The organism is Sulfitobacter sp. SH22 (assembly GCF_965641905.1).
In the GTDB taxonomy this organism is placed as follows: Bacteria; Pseudomonadota; Alphaproteobacteria; order Rhodobacterales; family Rhodobacteraceae; genus Sulfitobacter.
In genome coordinates, this window is sequence record NZ_OZ282573.1 from 1,677,906 (window position 1) to 1,693,226 (window position 15,321).

General features: G+C 60.3%; 13 protein-coding genes. 6 read left to right on the top strand and 7 right to left on the bottom strand.

Annotated elements, in window-relative coordinates; translation table 11 throughout:
• The first annotated feature begins 124 nt into the window (after nt 1-124).
• Nucleotides 125-3,046 (top strand): valine--tRNA ligase, encoded by a 2,922-nt coding sequence (locus ACSQ13_RS10175; protein WP_295512565.1) that lies wholly within the window; start codon nt 125-127, stop codon nt 3,044-3,046.
• Between the two features lie 227 nt (nt 3,047-3,273).
• On the opposite strand, the gene ACSQ13_RS10180 is transcribed toward ACSQ13_RS10175, so the two are convergent.
• Nucleotides 3,274-4,065 (bottom strand): crotonase/enoyl-CoA hydratase family protein, encoded by a 792-nt coding sequence (locus ACSQ13_RS10180; RefSeq protein WP_295512566.1) that lies wholly within the window; start codon nt 4,063-4,065, stop codon nt 3,274-3,276.
• A 61-nt stretch (nt 4,066-4,126) separates the two neighbouring features.
• Nucleotides 4,127-4,294 carry a Tat pathway signal protein gene (locus tag ACSQ13_RS10185; protein ID WP_255200157.1) on the bottom strand — a complete coding sequence of 56 codons (168 nt, stop codon included), beginning with the start codon at nt 4,292-4,294 and terminating at the stop codon, nt 4,127-4,129.
• Nucleotides 4,295-4,388: 94 nt separating this feature from the next.
• On the opposite strand from ACSQ13_RS10185, the gene ACSQ13_RS10190 reads away from it, so the two are divergent.
• Nucleotides 4,389-5,492, top strand: a complete 1,104-nt coding sequence (locus tag ACSQ13_RS10190; protein WP_176249634.1) for a pyridoxal phosphate-dependent aminotransferase — start codon at nt 4,389-4,391, stop codon at nt 5,490-5,492.
• A gap of 43 nt (nt 5,493-5,535) precedes the next feature.
• Here ACSQ13_RS10190 and ACSQ13_RS10195 read toward each other — a convergent pair whose 3' ends face one another.
• Nucleotides 5,536-6,744 (bottom strand): pyridoxal-phosphate-dependent aminotransferase family protein, encoded by a 1,209-nt coding sequence (locus ACSQ13_RS10195; RefSeq protein ID WP_295512568.1) that lies wholly within the window; start codon nt 6,742-6,744, stop codon nt 5,536-5,538.
• A gap of 163 nt (nt 6,745-6,907) precedes the next feature.
• On the opposite strand from ACSQ13_RS10195, the gene ACSQ13_RS10200 reads away from it, so the two are divergent.
• The gene (locus ACSQ13_RS10200) at nt 6,908-8,764 is read left to right on the top strand and encodes an ABC transporter ATP-binding protein (RefSeq protein ID WP_295512570.1); all 1,857 of its coding nucleotides are present in this window, start codon (nt 6,908-6,910) and stop codon (nt 8,762-8,764) included.
• A 29-nt stretch (nt 8,765-8,793) separates the two neighbouring features.
• Here ACSQ13_RS10200 and ACSQ13_RS10205 read toward each other — a convergent pair whose 3' ends face one another.
• Nucleotides 8,794-9,468, bottom strand: a complete 675-nt coding sequence (locus ACSQ13_RS10205; protein WP_295512571.1) for a TIGR04283 family arsenosugar biosynthesis glycosyltransferase — start codon at nt 9,466-9,468, stop codon at nt 8,794-8,796.
• A 66-nt stretch (nt 9,469-9,534) separates the two neighbouring features.
• Between ACSQ13_RS10205 and ygfZ the strand changes: the two genes are divergently transcribed.
• On the top strand, nt 9,535-10,278 hold the full coding sequence (ygfZ, locus tag ACSQ13_RS10210) for a CAF17-like 4Fe-4S cluster assembly/insertion protein YgfZ (protein WP_295512572.1): 744 nt from the start codon (nt 9,535-9,537) through the stop codon (nt 10,276-10,278).
• A 62-nt stretch (nt 10,279-10,340) separates the two neighbouring features.
• Here ygfZ and ACSQ13_RS10215 read toward each other — a convergent pair whose 3' ends face one another.
• Together ACSQ13_RS10215 and ACSQ13_RS10220 are read right to left on the bottom strand one after the other, a co-directional pair.
• Complete coding sequence (locus ACSQ13_RS10215) at nt 10,341-11,216, bottom strand: CobW family GTP-binding protein (protein WP_295512573.1); 876 nt, start codon at nt 11,214-11,216, stop codon at nt 10,341-10,343.
• The gene (locus ACSQ13_RS10220) at nt 11,213-12,838 is read right to left on the bottom strand and encodes an amidohydrolase (RefSeq protein WP_176249640.1); all 1,626 of its coding nucleotides are present in this window, start codon (nt 12,836-12,838) and stop codon (nt 11,213-11,215) included. Before ACSQ13_RS10220 ends, ACSQ13_RS10215 begins: the two co-directional genes overlap by 4 nt.
• Nucleotides 12,839-12,936: 98 nt before the next feature.
• Here ACSQ13_RS10220 and ACSQ13_RS10225 point away from each other — a divergent pair, with 98 nt between their 5' ends.
• A complete protein-coding gene (locus ACSQ13_RS10225; RefSeq protein WP_176249641.1) occupies nt 12,937-13,872 on the top strand; it encodes a LysR family transcriptional regulator in 936 nt (311 codons plus the stop codon).
• 468 nt (nt 13,873-14,340) lie between these two features.
• Nucleotides 14,341-14,532: a hypothetical protein gene (locus ACSQ13_RS10230; protein ID WP_295512574.1), complete on the top strand. Its 192-nt coding sequence runs from the start codon at nt 14,341-14,343 to the stop codon at nt 14,530-14,532.
• Between the two features lie 87 nt (nt 14,533-14,619).
• Here ACSQ13_RS10230 and efp read toward each other — a convergent pair whose 3' ends face one another.
• Nucleotides 14,620-15,183, bottom strand: coding sequence for an elongation factor P (gene efp / locus ACSQ13_RS10235; protein ID WP_176249642.1), 564 nt, complete (start codon nt 15,181-15,183; stop codon nt 14,620-14,622).
• Nucleotides 15,184-15,321 lie beyond the last annotated feature (138 nt).

Sequence of the window (15,321 nt, forward strand, 5' to 3'; positions counted from 1 at the left end):
TGTCCAGACGACCACAGGCAAAACCCCGCGTCCTGTGCGCGCGCCCAAGTTTTCCACGCGCCAGCCTTCCCCTTTGCGCCTTGCTCGGCTAGATCATCCTCAAGTTTAAAGAAGGACGCTGATCATGGCACTCGACAAGAATTTTGACGCCGCCCAGGCCGAAACCCGTTTGTACAAAGCATGGGAGGCCGCAGGTGCCTTCAAAGCCGGCGCAAACGCCAGCCGCGACGAGACCTATTGCGTGATGATCCCGCCCCCCAACGTCAACGGGTCGCTGCACGTCGGTCACGCCTTCAACAACACGCTTCAGGATATTCTGGTGCGCTGGCACCGTATGCGCGGCTTTGACACGCTCTGGCAGCCCGGCCAGGATCACGCAGGCATCGCCTTGCAACTGGCCGTCGAAAACAAGCTGGCCGAAAGCGGCATCAAACGCACAGACCTGTCGCGCGAAGAATTCCTGAAACACGCTTGGGCCTACAAGGAAAGCACCGCTGACACCATCGTGGGCCAGCTCAAGCGTCTGGGGTCCTCCTGCGATTGGTCACGCAACGCCTTCACCATGTCCGGTGCCCCCGGCGACACCCGCGTGGGCCACGAGAATTCGCCAAACTTCCATGACGCCGTGATCAAAGTCTTTGTGCAAATGTACAACGAAGGCAAAATCTATCGCGGCAAACGTCTGGTCAACTGGGACCCGCGCTTTGAAACCGCGATTTCTGACCTCGAGGTCGAAAACACCGAAGTGCCCGGCCATATGTGGCACTTCAAATACCCCCTCGCGGGCGGTGCGACCTATGAATACGTCGAAAAAGACGAAGACGGCAACGAGACCCTGCGCGAAACCCGCGACTATATCGCCATCGCCACAACCCGCCCCGAAACCATGCTGGGTGACGGTGCCGTGGCTGTGCACCCCTCGGACGAACGCTATGCGCCCATCATCGGGAAACTGTGCGAAATTCCGGTTGGCCCCAAAGAACACCGCCGCCTGATCCCGATCATCACCGATGAATACCCCGACAAGAATTTCGGCTCGGGTGCGGTCAAGATCACCGGCGCGCATGATTTCAACGACTATCAGGTCGCCAAGCGCAACGGCATCCCCATGTACAACCTCATGGACACACGCGCCGCCCTGCGCACCGATGGCAAACCCTATGCCGAAGAAGCCGCAACCGCCCAAAAAATCGCGAACGGAGAACTGGAATTCGACGAGGCCATGATCGCCGCGATGAACCTTGTTCCCGACGACTATCGTGGCCTCGACCGGTTCGAGGCCCGCGACAAAGTTGTCGCCGAGATCAATGCCGAAGGCCTCGCGGTCATGCACGACGTGACGCGCACGGTGAAGGACGAAGACGGCAACAAATCCGAAGTCACCGAAACCGTCCCCTACGTCGAAAACAAACCGATCATGCAGCCCTTCGGCGACCGCTCGAAAGTGGTGATCGAACCGATGCTGACGGATCAGTGGTTCGTCGACACCGACCAGATCGTCGGCCCCGCGCTGGACGCGGTGCGCAATGGCGACGTCAAGATCATGCCCGAAAGCGGCGAGAAAGTGTACTACAACTGGCTCGACAATATCGAACCCTGGTGCATCTCGCGCCAGCTGTGGTGGGGTCACCAGATTCCGGTCTGGTTTGACGATGAAGGCAATGAATACTGCGCTGAATCCGAGGCCGACGCGCAAGCAATGGCTCCGAACAAGTCGCTGACCCGCGACCCCGATGTGCTGGACACGTGGTTCTCCTCCGGCCTCTGGCCGATCGGCACGCTTGGCTGGCCCGAAGACACGCCGGAACTGAAAAAGTACTTCCCCACCTCCGATCTGATCACGGGTCAGGACATCCTGTTCTTCTGGGTTGCCCGCATGATGATGATGCAGCTTGACGTGGTGAAACAGATCCCCTTCAACACCGTCTACCTCCACGGCCTCGTGCGCGATGCCAAGGGCAAGAAAATGTCGAAATCCGTGGGCAACGTGATCGACCCGCTTGAAATCATTGATGAATACGGGGCCGATGCCCTGCGCTTTACCAATGCGGCGATGGCGTCCTTGGGCGGCGCGCTCAAACTTGATACCGCGCGTATCGCAGGCTACCGCAACTTTGGCACCAAAATCTGGAACGCGCACCGCTTTGCCGAAATGAACGGCGTGTTCGAAGACAACGTGCCAGCGGTGAACTACACCAGCCACACCCAGGTCAGCCACACGCTGAACAAATGGATCATCGGCGAAACCGCCCGCGTGCGCGAGGAAGTCGATGCGGCGCTGGAAAACTACCGCTTCAATGATGCCGCCAACGCGCTTTATGCCTTTGTCTGGGGCAAGGTCTGCGACTGGTACGTGGAACTTTCCAAACCCCTGCTGCAAGACGATGCACCGGAAGGGGCCGAAACCCGCCAGACCCTGAAATGGGTGCTGGACCAATGCCTGACCCTGCTGCACCCGATCATGCCCTTCGTCACCGAAGATCTGTGGCAAAATACCGATGCGCGCGGCAAAATGCTGATCCACGGCGATTGGCCAACCTATACCGTGGCCGACATGCTGGACGCAGATGCCGACCGCGAATTGAACTGGGTGATCGGACTGATTGAATCGATCCGCTCGGCGCGGGCGCAAATGCACGTGCCTGCAGGCCTCAAAGTGCCCATGCTCTGCACCGCGATGGACGCCGCTGCCAAAGCGGCATGGGATGGTAACGAGGCCATGATCAAACGCCTCGCCCGCGTTGAAAGCCTTGAAAGCACAGATGACTTCCCAAAAGGCACCGTCTCCATCGGGACCCCCGGCGCGACCTTTGGCCTGCCTCTGGCCGGGTTGATCGACATCGACGCGGAAAAAGCCCGCCTGCAAAAATCACTGGACAAACTGGGCAAGGAAATCGGCGGCCTCAAGGGACGTCTGAACAACCCCAAATTCGCCGCCTCGGCCCCTGCCGATGTCGTCGCCGAAGCCCAAGGAAATCTGGATGCGCGCCAGGAAGAAGCAGACCAGCTTCAGGCCGCTTTGGATCGTCTGGCCGAATTGGGATAGGAACCGGTCTTAATTCCAAATGGACTTAAATCCTCGCCGAAGGCATTTTTCTCTTCTGGAGCCCCAAAAGAGATTTTTTGCCTTCGGCGAGGATTTTTTACCATTTGGAAACCAAGATCAGTGATCTTTGATCTGCGGTCCTAGCTGGGAAGCGAAGATCGTCCATTTGGAAGGCCCCGTCTGTTCGTTCAGGCGGGGCTGCCCGTATTTTGGTCTTTGAATGTTTTCTAGTCTTTGAAAACCGCGGGGCGTTTGCCGAATTCGGCGGCGATGACTTCCAACTGGTGTGGACGGCCCAGCAGATCTGCCTGTTCGCGGGATTCCTCCAGCAGGACCTCGTCGGCACCGTTTGTTTCGGCAAAAGCCGTCAGGCGTTTTGCCGCTTTGATGGCGCTCGGGCTTTTGCCGGCGATGGTCGCGGCCAGTTCCATTGCGGCGGCCAGCGGGTCATCGGCAAGCTGGGTGACCAGCCCCCAGCGTTCGGCTTGTGCGGCGTCAATCGGCTGTGCGGTATAGGTCATCAGCCGCAAGACATCGCCGCGCACCAGTTTGGGCAGCAGCACCATGCCGCCCATGTCGGGCACGATGCCCCATTTCATTTCCATCACTGCCATTTCGGCATCGGGGCCCGCGATGCGGATATCGGCCCCGAGGGCCAATTGCAGCCCTGCGCCGTAGACCTTGCCATGCAGCGCAGCAATCACCGGAATACCCACGCGGGTCCAGATCATCGGGACTTCTTGCCATTGGTTGGTGGTCCCGTTGCCATGGGTGCGCGGCATCATCTTTTCGGACGGATCGCCCCCGGCCAGGCCGCCCATCGCGCTGATGTCGATGCCGGCGCAAAATGCCTTGCCCTCGCCCGATAGCACAACAACCCGCGCATCAGACGCGGCGACTTCGGTTCCTGCCGCGATGATGGCGTCGATCATATCCTGATCCACGGCATTCATCTTGTCGGCGCGGGTCAGGCGCACATGGGCAATGTGGTTTTCATAAGTGACTGTTACGCGGGCCATAGGTTCCTCCGGAGGTTTTTCAGCATCTGGCCCTATATCAGCCGGCGTGCAAAGCAAAACGCTACGGCACCCAGCGTTCGACCGCGCGCATCATGCCAAGCGATTTATCGTAGACCAATGTGAGGATACGCCGTCCGCCCAGCTTGGCCCCGGCAAGGGGGACCGTCCGGATGGCACCGGCGGCCAGCGCTGTCACGACAAAACCGCGACGGGTGAGTTTGGCCATCATCCAGCCCTCCAATTCCGAATGGTGAGAAGCTAAGCGTCTCGCGCCGGTTTTTCAATGCTTGCCCAAGCGGCCAGGGATGCAGTAATCGGGTGGCATGACACATGTTCGCCTTACCCCGCTTGCCCAATCCCTGCCCTCGACCGTGCCGTTTGTGGGCCCTGAAACGCAGGAGCGTGCCCGTGGCAGTGCCTTTGTCGCGCGGCTGGGTGCCAATGAAAACGTATTCGGCCCCTCGCCCCGCGCGGTCGAGGCAATGGCCGCGGCCCAGCAATGGATGTACGGTGACCCCGAAAGCTTTGATTTGCGCCAGGCGCTGGCGGCCCATCACGCGGTGACACCCGACCATATTATCGTGGGCGAAGGCATTGACGGTTTGCTGGGCTATCTGGTGCGGTTGATGGTGGCGCAGGGCGATGCTGTGGTCACCTCGGATGGGGCATACCCGACGTTCAACTATCATGTGGCCGGATTTGGCGGCGTGCTGCACAAGGTGCCGTATCGCGGCGACCTTGAGGACCCTGCCGCGCTGTTTGCCAAAGCAGCCGAGGTCGATGCAAAGCTGGTCTATCTGGCAAACCCCGACAATCCAATGGGCAGTTGGCATTCCGGCAGCGATCTGGTCGAGGCGATGGACGCGCTGCCCGATGGCTGTCTGCTGGTGCTGGACGAAGCCTATGTGGACTGCGCGCCGGAGGGGACTGCGCCGGTGTTGGAGGCAGATGACCCGCGACTGATCCGGATGCGCACATTTTCCAAGGCATACGGGCTGGCGGGTGCAAGGGTCGGCTATGCGATTGCGGCCCCTGATCTGATCACCGCCTTTGGCAAAGTGCGCAATCACTTTGGCATGAACCGCGCGGCCCAGGCTGGCGCGCTGGCAGCCCTGGAAGATGGCGGTTGGCTGGAGCATGTGAAAGCGCAGATTGCCACATCGCGCGCCCGGATTGCCGAGATCGCGCGTGACAACGGCCTGGTGCCGCTGCCCTCTGCCGCGAATTTTGTGGCGATTGACTGCGGGCGCGACGGGGTCTTTGCCAAGGCTGTTCTTGACGGGTTGGTTGCGCGGGGCATCTTTGTGCGCATGCCCTTTGCCGCCCCGCAAAACCGCTGCATCCGCGTCAGCTGTGGCACACCTGAAAATCTGGATGCCTTTGCCGCTGCCCTGCCCCTTGCCTTGGCGGACGCGGGCAAGGCCTGAGCAGCCTGCACCCGCAGACCTGCCGGATCGCGCGGCGGCGGGGTTATGCCCCGCCGATCACCCTGGCCGCTGCATCCAGCGCGCCTGAGCCCCGCTTGATGCCAAGCGATGCCATTCCCGCCTCCATCCCGCCGAGCAGGCCCATGATCATCTGGCCATTCACATGGCCCATGTGGCCCAGCCGGAAGAACCCGTGGCTTTCCGCACTGCCCGGCGCGGCCATGCCAAGGCCGATGCCCAAGGTCAGACCGATGTTTGCCTGCACCCATTCACGCAATTGCGTGGCTTGGGGGGCCTCAAGACGCAGGGCCGTTACCGCATGGCTGCGCAGGGCCGGATCGCTGATATTCAAGGCAAGCGTGCCGTCGGTGCCCCATGCCTCGCAGGCGGCCCAGACGGCGCGGGCCAGAACGGTGTGACGGTCCCAGACCCCTTCGATCGTTTCGGCATGGATCATATCAAGTGCGGCCCGCAAGCCGTAAATGTGGTGCGTGGGGGCGGTGCCGCAGTGGTATTGATAGAACTCTTGCGGGTTCGCGCGCGGGGCCCAATCCCAGAACATGCTGACGCGTGGCATCTTGGCGCGCACCTGTGCGGCGCGGTCATTGAAAAACACAAAGCTGACGCCGGGGGGCACCATCAGCCCCTTTTGGCAGCCCGTCACCATGATATCGACACCCCATGCGTCCATTTCAAAACGGTCGCAGGCAAAGGAGGCGATGCAATCGGCCATCAAAAGCGCCGGGTGTCCGGCGGCGTCCAGGGCAGCGCGCACCCCGGCCACATCGTTCAGAACAGAGGTCGAGGTATCGACATGCACGGCCAGCACGGCCTTGATCTCGTGAGCAGTATCGGCTTTCAGGCGTTCCGCGATGCGGGCCAGATCCATCGGGGATTGCTTGCCGAAATCCATCACCTCGACATCTGCACCCAAAGCGGTGGCCATTTCCCCCCAGCCAAGGCCAAAGCGGCCCGTCGCAGGCACCAGCACCTTGTCACCGGGACTTATCACATTGGCCAGCGATGCCTCCCAAGCTGCGTGGCCATTGCCGATATACATGGCAACGTTGTGTTTCGTCTTCGCAATCGCGCGCAAATCCTGCATCATGGGCGGCATCATATCCACCAATTCACCCGCATAGATGTTCGGCGCGGGCCGGTGCATCGCGTTCAACACGGCCTCTGGCATGATCGAGGGGCCAGGAATGGCAAGATAGCCGCGCCCATGCGACAGATTGGGGTGGGATGACATCAGGAATGCGCCTTTCAGGGACTGTGTTAACTGGCAACTTATCCCTGTGCGCCGCGAGGTCAATCGGACAATCCGATCCCCAATTCAGGCCCGCACGCTTGCCCTGCGCCGCCGGGCTGCGTAAACCATACAGGACCTAGCCCAAAGGACCGTGGCCGCTTTTATGAGTGATGTAACCTATACTTCCAAAGAGCTGCTTACGTGGCTTTGGCACGACTACCTGAAAAAGCACTTGTGGCTGCTGGCTTTGGCCGTTGTTTTCATGTCGGTCGAAGGGTCGACCCTTGGGGCATTGGCCAAACTGATGCAGCCCATGTTCGATCAGGTTTTTGTCGCCGGCAATGAATCAGCGCTTCTATGGGTCGGGCTGGTGCTGGTAGGAATTTTTGTTCTACGCGCTGCGGCTGGCATTGGTCAAAAGGTGCTTTTGACGCGGATCGCCCAGACCTCGGCTGCGGATATGCGGATTGATATGCTGAACCGTATGATGATGCAGGACGGGGCCTTTCATCAGGCCCACCCGCCGGGGTTTCTGATCCAGCGGGTGCAATCGGATGTGAATGCGGTCAATGACGTGTGGCGTGCGATCATCACAGGCACGGGGCGCGACCTGATCGGGTTGTTTGTCTTGCTGGGCGTCGCGATTTCCATTGATCCGGTCTGGGCCTTGCTGGCCTGCGTCGGCGTGCCGTTGATGGTGATGCCTGCCGCCCTTGCGCAACGGTTTGTGCGCGCACGCTCGCGCGAGGCGCGCGATCTGGGGGCGCATCTGTCAACCCGTCTGGACGAGGTGTTCCACGGCATCGTGCAGATCAAACTGAACGCGCTGGAACGCTATCAATCCGACCAATACCGCGACCTGACAAAGACCTATGTGAAAACCGAAGTCCGCGCCGCCTTTGGCAACTCCGCCATTCCGGGGATGATCGACATCATGTCGGGCATCGGTTTCATGGCCGTGATCCTGTACGGCGGTTCCGAGATCATTTCCGGCGACAAGACCATCGGCCAGTTCATGACTTTCTTTACCGCGATGGGTTTCACCTTTAGCCCGTTGCGCCGCCTGGGCGGCATCAGCGGCTTGTGGCAAACGGCGGCGGCAGCCCTTGAGCGGATCAAGGAATTGATGGATGCGCCGGTTACACTGAAATCCCCGAAAAACCCGGTGGCGCTTCCTGCGGGATCGTCTGACATCGTGCTGGACGGGGTCAGCCTGTCTTATGGCGAGGCAAAGGTGCTGGACGATCTGTCCTTGACCGCTATTGCGGGCCAGACCACGGCGCTGGTGGGGGCATCGGGTGCCGGTAAATCCACGATCTTTAACCTGCTGACACGGCTGATTGATCCGCAATCGGGGACCGTTACCATTGGCGGCGTCGCCCTAAAGGACATGAACATTTCAGACCTGCGCGGCCTTTTCTCTGTCGTGACCCAAGAGGCGTTGTTGTTCGATGAAACCCTGCGCGAAAACATCGTGTTGGGCCGTGAAAACGTGTCGGAGGAAGAATTGCAATCGGTGCTTGAGGCGGCCCATGTTGCCGATTTCATTCCCAAGCTGGAACACGGGCTGGACACCCGCGTCGGCCCGCGTGGCTCCGCGCTGTCTGGCGGGCAACGTCAACGGGTCGTGATCGCCCGCGCGCTGCTGCGCAACACGCCGATCCTGCTGCTGGACGAAGCCACCAGCGCATTGGACGCCCAGTCGGAACAGGTTGTGCAACAAGCGCTGGACCGTCTGTCCCAAGGGCGCACCACAATCGTCATCGCGCACCGCCTGTCCACCATTCGCGGCGCGGACAAGATCGTGGTGATGGACCGTGGCCGCATCATGGACGAAGGCAAACACGAAGAACTGCTGGCACGCGGCGGCATCTATGCCGATCTGTACCGGCTGCAATTCGAGGATGGCAAAACCATTTCGGACCGGCGCAATTCGAATGCCTTGCGCGCGTTGGAAAAGGGGCTCAAGCCGACTGAGCCAAACCTTCTGCAACGGATTGGCCTGCGTCTGTTCGGGTAAATCGGGGCTGCGGGTAAATCGGCGCGGGTTTATTTGCTATAGGCCTTTGCCAGGTCTTGCGGGGATACCCCTGCAAAATACCGGATCAAGCTCCACAAGTTGCGCCCCCCGCGGCGCAGCCACCCCGCCTTGTGATATTTGTCGGCCGAGGTGATCGCAGCGCAGTCGATGCGCGTCAGATGCCCTTTTAGCAGGCGGGCCATGGCCACATCCTCCATCAAGGGTTGATCGGGATAGCCACCCAGCGACTGGTAGAGCGTGCGCGGCAGCAAAAGCCCCTGATCGCCGTAAGGCAGCCCCAAGCGGCTGCGCAGATTCGCCCAGCCCGCCACAAACCGCGCGGCAAATCCGGTGCTGTCAAAACGCAGTTGAAACCATCCGGCCTTGCGCCCCTTGAGATGGGAAATCACCGGGCCTGTCCATCCTTGCGCCAACTGCGTGTCGGCATGCAGGATCAACAACCACTCGCCCTTGGCCTTGGCGCAGCCGCGGCGCAACTGCCCGCCCCGCGATGCCGCCCCTTCGATGATCTGCGCCCCCCAAGCGTCGGCGACGATCCGCGTGGCATCCTCTGACCCGCCATCCGACACGATCAATTCGCAGATCAACCCCGCATCGACCCCTTCCATCAAAGCGGTCAGACAGTCCGTCAGACTGTGCTCCGCATTCAGCGTCGGAATGATCACGGTTATTGGCGCAGGCATGGTTGCCCCTTTCGGCTTTTGGTCGGCCTGATATATGTCATGCCATCAAACGCAAGGAAAAGCGATATGAACGACCGCCGCATCCTGAAACTCTCTGGCGCAGATACCCGCAGCTTTTTGCAGGGTCTGGTCACCAATGACGTGAACAAACTGGATCAAGGGCCGATCTATGCCGCGATCCTGACGCCGCAAGGCAAGTTCATCGTCGATTTCTTTTTGTCCGCGCAAGGCGATGATGTGCTTTTGGATGTCGCGGGCGACAGCGCCGATGCGCTGGTGCAACGGCTGAGCATGTACAAACTGCGCGCCGACGTGAAGATCGAGGCCAGCGGCCTGCATCTGCACCGCGGTTTGGGCGAAGCGCCCGCCGACGGCTATGCCGATCCGCGCGATGCGAATATGGGCTGGCGTGCCTACCGCGATGCGCCACAGGCCGATGACACGACAGATTGGGATGCCTTGCGCGTGGCATATATGATCCCAGAAACAGGTGCCGAACTGACCCCCGACAGCTTCATCCTAGAGATGGGATTCGAACGCCTGAATGGCGTTGATTTCCGCAAAGGCTGCTATGTGGGCCAAGAGGTCACAGCGCGGATGAAGCACAAGACAGAACTGCGCAAGGGGCTGGCCAAGGTCAGGATCAGCGCGCCGGTCGAGGCAGGCACCGAAATCTCGGCGGATGGCAAACCGGCGGGCACCGTGTTCACCCAAGCGGGGGACCATGCGCTGGCCTATCTGCGCTATGACCGGGCCACAGCGGCAATGCAGGCCGAGGGTGCCACGGTGACGATGGTAACAGACGGCTGAGGCGGGGATCAAAATTTTCCAAAAATTTTGGACCGGAATTTTTGAAAAATTCCGCCCGCGCCTCAGCCGTGCCACCACGCTGAAATCTCTGCTGCGCTGGTGTCGGCCTTTAGTCCGATCGCTACGACCCTGGTGGCTTGCGCTGTCTTGACCGGCTTGATGTTCACGCTGGGCCCGACGCAGTGCACTTCCCAGCTGCTGACCCCATCGTGACCGACGAACCCTTTGAAACGAAACACCCCTTTTGGGCGGCTTTCCAGTTTCGCCCGCAAGGTCGCATGGTCCAGCGCCAGATCACTGTGATCGCTCCACCCCACATAGGCCGCGTGCCGGGCCAGCGTTACAGCGGGGACAGAGCGTTCCGTGACCCCGAAAACAACCGGTGCCACATCATCGACCTGCGCCAGATCAACCACCAGCGCCCGCGACTGCACCCCCAGCCGCAATGCCAGCCCCGGATCGGGCGCATCCTGCTTGCTGATCAACACCAGATCGGCAGCACTGACCTGCCCCGCCACCTGCGCCCCGATCTGGTCATCGCGCAGCAAACGATCATAGCTTTGGCCGTCCACCACGGTCGCAATGCCGCCATAGACCAGTTCCGGTTCCGCCTGCGCCACTTGGGCAATCCGGGCAGGGTCCGCAATGCCGGACGCTTCGATCACCAGATGGTCGGGGCGCTGCGGGCGGTCCAGAACATCCCCGATGGCCATGAACAGATCCGCCCCCATGGTGCAGCACACGCAGCCATTGGTCAGGGTCATCGTATCGTCGCCCGCATCGGCAATCAGGGCGGCATCAATGTTGATTGCGCCGAAATCATTGACCATGACCATCAGCTTTAGCCCGTGGTCCTCGGCCAGCAAACGGTTGATCAGGGTGGTTTTACCGGCCCCCAAATAGCCCGAGATCACGGTCAGTGGCAGCCGTGATCTCATAGCAGATGCACACGCCCCCCGAACACCGTCCCAAGGACCGGCACGTCTTTCAACGCCATCGGGTCAACGGCCAAGGGATCATCACCCAAGGCGACGAAATCCGCGCGTTTGCCTGTCTCGATGCTGCCGATCTCGCTGTCCAGCTTCAACGTATAGGCCGCCCCCATGGTGATCGCGAACAGCGCTTCTTCGACGTCGATGCATTGCGCGGCCCCCAAGGTGCGCCCCGACATGGTCTGCCGGTTCACGGCACACCACGCAGTGAACAGCGGGGCCATCGGCGTTACCGGCGCATCCGAATGGATCGCGATATTTGCGCCCGCATCAATCGCGCTGCGCGAACCGTCCATGCGTTCAGCGCGGTCAGTGCCGATGGTCAAGGCGGCGTGCTGATCCCCGAAATAGTAGATGTGGTTGGCAAAGATATTGCAGCACACCCCCATATCAGCGGCCCGCGTGAACAGATCGCGGCCCATCATCTGGCAGTGCTGCAAGACATGGCGGTGGCCGGTCCACGGGTGTTTGCGCAGGGCTGCCTCGATCGCGTTCAGCGACACCTCGGCGGCCTCGTCGCCATTGACATGGATATGCATCTGGATGCCACGGCTGTGCAATTCGTCAACCAGCGCAAAGATCGTTTCGGGCGGGGTGTTCCAGATGCCATTGGGTTGGCCGCCCACATAACCGGGCGATTTCACCCGAGCCGTCCAGCCTTGGATCGACCCGTCGGTCATCAGCTTGACCGCGCCCAGTCGCAGCTTGTCGGTGCTGCGTTTGGCCAGCGCTTGCGCCTTGTCGGCAATGGCTTTCGGCCCGTCCATCGCCCCCAAGGCAGGCACCACACGCAAGGGGAAATCATCCGCCCCCGTGACCCGCAACATGGTGGCCACGTCGTCTTCCTCCATCTGGGAATACAAGTCGGTCACCGTGGTCACCCCCGCCCGGCGCGACACATCGGCATAGGCGCGAATGGATGCTTCTTTCTGGCTGAGACCGCGAAAATCGATCCCCAGACGCCGCATGACCGGGAACATCGCGGCCATTTCCTGCAACTCGCCCGTGGGCAGGCCGTCTGGGCCTTTGATCACCCCTTCGGCATTGGTGGTCTGGTCGAACCCGGCCAGTTCAAGCGCTGCCGAGTTGACGCACATCAGATGAAAATTCGAGAACATGATCGCGATGGGCCGCGTGGGGCTGATCTGGTCCAGATGCTTTTTGCTCAGCCGTTCGGAGGTCAGAAAGATCGGGTCAAACCCCCAGCCGACCAGCGGTGCGCCGTCCTCCAGCGTTTCGGCATATGCCGCAAGCCCGCCAATCACCGCGTCAATATCCGTTAACCCCGGCCACAGCTTGCCATCCGGGTCGATCCGGTCGTGAAAACCGGCATAGGCATATTCCCACATCGCGCCCGCCATCATATGCGCGTGGCCTTCGATGAAACCGGGCATCAGCACGGCACCTTTGAAGGCGTCATCATGGGTGACCACCCCCCATTGATCCGCACAGGTCGCATCACCCACGGCCAAAATCTCCCCGTCTCGAACCGCGACATGGGTCGCCTCCATCCGGTTGATGTCCATTGTGATGATCTTTTTGGCTGAAAAAACAACGATATCCGACATGATGCCCCCTATGTTCCGTTCCACAGCTATCGCAGCTTGGTTCAGCGGAAAAATAGATTTACTGTCTAGAAAAGCCCACAATTTTAGGGGAATGACCGATGCGCTTTACCTTCAAACAATTGCGCTACTTCGATGCGGCGCTGCGCTATGGCTCCATCGCGCGGGCGGCCGAGGAAATGAATATCTCGCAATCATCCATCACCGCGGCGATTGACCTGATGGAGGGCAATATCGGCACCGCCCTGTTCCGCCGTATCCCCGCCAAAGGCATCGTTGCCACAGATGCGGGGCGCGAAGTGGGCAAGCGGGTCGTCGCCTTTCTTGAGCACTGCCGCCATTTCGAAAGCGAGCTGATGAGCCTGCAAGGCAGCCCCACCGGCACCTTGCGCGTGGCCTGTTTCGAACCCTCCGCCCCCTATGTCCTGCCGCCGATCCTGAAACGGATCTCGGCGCTTTACCCGTCTATCCGCATCGACCTGAAAGAAGGCGACATGCAGGAAATTTCGCAGCTGTTGAAAGATGGCGGGGTGGATATGGCATTGACCTATAACGTCGGGCTGGCGGCGGATCAGCCGTTCCGGTCCTTGTTCTTTGCCCGGCCCTTTGCGTTGCTGCCCGCGGACTGGCCCTTGGCCGCCAAACCCGGCCTGACCCTAGACGATTTGGCCGACCTGCCCATGCTGATGCTGGATCTGCCCGCCTCGCAAAGCTATTTCAACCGGCTGTTCACCAGTCAGGGCCTGCGCCCGAAAATCGTGCATACCTCAAAATCATCTTCGGTCTTGCGCGGCATGGTGGCAGCGGGGTTGGGTTATACGTTGATGAATATTCACAACCGTGGGGATGCCGAATATCTGTCGGGCTATGTCACGAGACCTTTGTTGGGCGACCTCGAAGAACCCGACTTTGGCCTTGCCTATCGTGCCGGAAACGAGAAATCTGCCGTGCTGCAAGCGGTGCTGAAAATCTCGGACGACTTGGTGCGCGAAGGACAATTCGACAGTCTGGAGCTGCGGCCAGGCATCGCGGGTTAAGTGCCTCAGATCCACTTGGTTCTGGGCGTGCTGTTTTTCGCGGCGGCTATGGTGGTCGTGGTCAATATCATCACCGACCTGAGCGATCGTTGGGCGGAACCCAGATGAAGGGGGCGTTGAGGCCGGTATCCGGACGGGACATTGATTGGGGGGCGGTACCCAGACAAAACGGCCCTTGGGGGCCAGCCCCCAAACCCCCGGAGTTTACTTGGCAAAATGAAGGAGGACAGGCGTGAAATATCCGAATTTTGACGCCGTGGTGCCGAGCGAACAGGCGCATTATCTGAAAGGTGATCCTGCCAACTGCCGCCCCGCCCTTGATCGTCTCGGCGACCCTGACCATCGGTGTTGCGATCCTGTTCGAGGCAGGCCAGTCCTTTTTTGGGTTGGGCACCCCGCCACCAGCTTTGGATGGGCTGGTGGCCTGCCCCCGCCGGGGCGAGGCGGTGATGTATCTGGGGCAGATCGTTGAACCGGCGCAAAAGCCAGGGGTCCGCCCGCGCCATGCAGGTCAAGGGCAACCCGCCCAGCCCGATCAACCCGCTCAAGGGCAGTGCCTTTGCCACGCGCTGGCCAAAGGCGCGCGACAGGTGCCGTCAGGAAAAGCCGGCGTTGCAAAATCGCAACGATCACGGGGGCACCTGTTCTTACCTCGGCTAGGGACGCCTATCCCAGAACGCATAAAGCCCCGGTTATCCCGGGGCTCTGCGCTGCAGCAAAGGCATGACGATACGTCAATGCTGGGCCTTATGCGCGTTCGGAATATTCCATCGTTTCGGTGTTTACGATGATATCTTCGTCTGGTCCGACGAAAGGCGGCACCATCACTTTGACACCATTATCCAGGATCGCCGGCTTGAAGGAGTTGGCGGCAGTCTGGCCTTTGACGACCGGCTCTGTCTCGACGATCTTGCAGGTCACTTTTTGCGGCAAGGATGCGTTCAGCGCCTCGTCCTCGTGATACTCGACCACGACCATCATACCGTCTTGCAAGAACGGGCGGCGTTCGCCCAAAAGTTCGGCGGACAGTTGCACCTGATCATAGGTTTCGGTGTCCATCAGAACCAGCATTCCTGCGTCTTCATACAGGAATTGTTGGTCTTTTTGTACAAGACGGACCTTTTCAACCTTATCGGCGCTGCGGAAGCGTTCGTTCAGTTTTGATCCGTTGCGCAGGTTGCGCATCTCGACTTGCGCAAAGGCACCGCCCTTGCCCGGCTTCACGTGATCGACCTTGACCGCGGCCCAAAGCCCGCCGTTATGTTCCAGCACGTTTCCGGGACGAATTTCGTTTCCATTGATCTTAGGCATAGGGTGGCACCATGGCAAAATGTTGAAGATTAACTAGCGCGACCTATATCTACTACGACGTGGTCACGCAAGGCGGGCTAGCCCCTGCTGCAGCGGCAAAGAGCCATGCGTAAAATGCATAGGTGATATGCAATAAAT

Bases quoted from the DNA above. Each gene is read 5' to 3' on its own strand.
- ACSQ13_RS10175 (WP_295512565.1), top strand. From the start codon at position 125: ATGGCACTCGACAAGAATTTTGACGCCGCCCAGGCCGAAACCCGTTTG.
- ACSQ13_RS10180 (WP_295512566.1), bottom strand. From the start codon at position 4,065: ATGGCCCGCGTAACAGTCACTTATGAAAACCACATTGCCCATGTGCGC.
- ACSQ13_RS10185 (WP_255200157.1), bottom strand. From the start codon at position 4,294: ATGATGGCCAAACTCACCCGTCGCGGTTTTGTCGTGACAGCGCTGGCC.
- ACSQ13_RS10190 (WP_176249634.1), top strand. From the start codon at position 4,389: ATGACACATGTTCGCCTTACCCCGCTTGCCCAATCCCTGCCCTCGACC.
- ACSQ13_RS10195 (WP_295512568.1), bottom strand. From the start codon at position 6,744: ATGTCATCCCACCCCAATCTGTCGCATGGGCGCGGCTATCTTGCCATT.
- ACSQ13_RS10200 (WP_295512570.1), top strand. From the start codon at position 6,908: ATGAGTGATGTAACCTATACTTCCAAAGAGCTGCTTACGTGGCTTTGG.
- ACSQ13_RS10205 (WP_295512571.1), bottom strand. From the start codon at position 9,468: ATGCCTGCGCCAATAACCGTGATCATTCCGACGCTGAATGCGGAGCAC.
- ygfZ (WP_295512572.1), top strand. From the start codon at position 9,535: ATGAACGACCGCCGCATCCTGAAACTCTCTGGCGCAGATACCCGCAGC.
- ACSQ13_RS10215 (WP_295512573.1), bottom strand. From the start codon at position 11,216: ATGAGATCACGGCTGCCACTGACCGTGATCTCGGGCTATTTGGGGGCC.
- ACSQ13_RS10220 (WP_176249640.1), bottom strand. From the start codon at position 12,838: ATGTCGGATATCGTTGTTTTTTCAGCCAAAAAGATCATCACAATGGAC.
- ACSQ13_RS10225 (WP_176249641.1), top strand. From the start codon at position 12,937: ATGCGCTTTACCTTCAAACAATTGCGCTACTTCGATGCGGCGCTGCGC.
- efp (WP_176249642.1), bottom strand. From the start codon at position 15,183: ATGCCTAAGATCAATGGAAACGAAATTCGTCCCGGAAACGTGCTGGAA.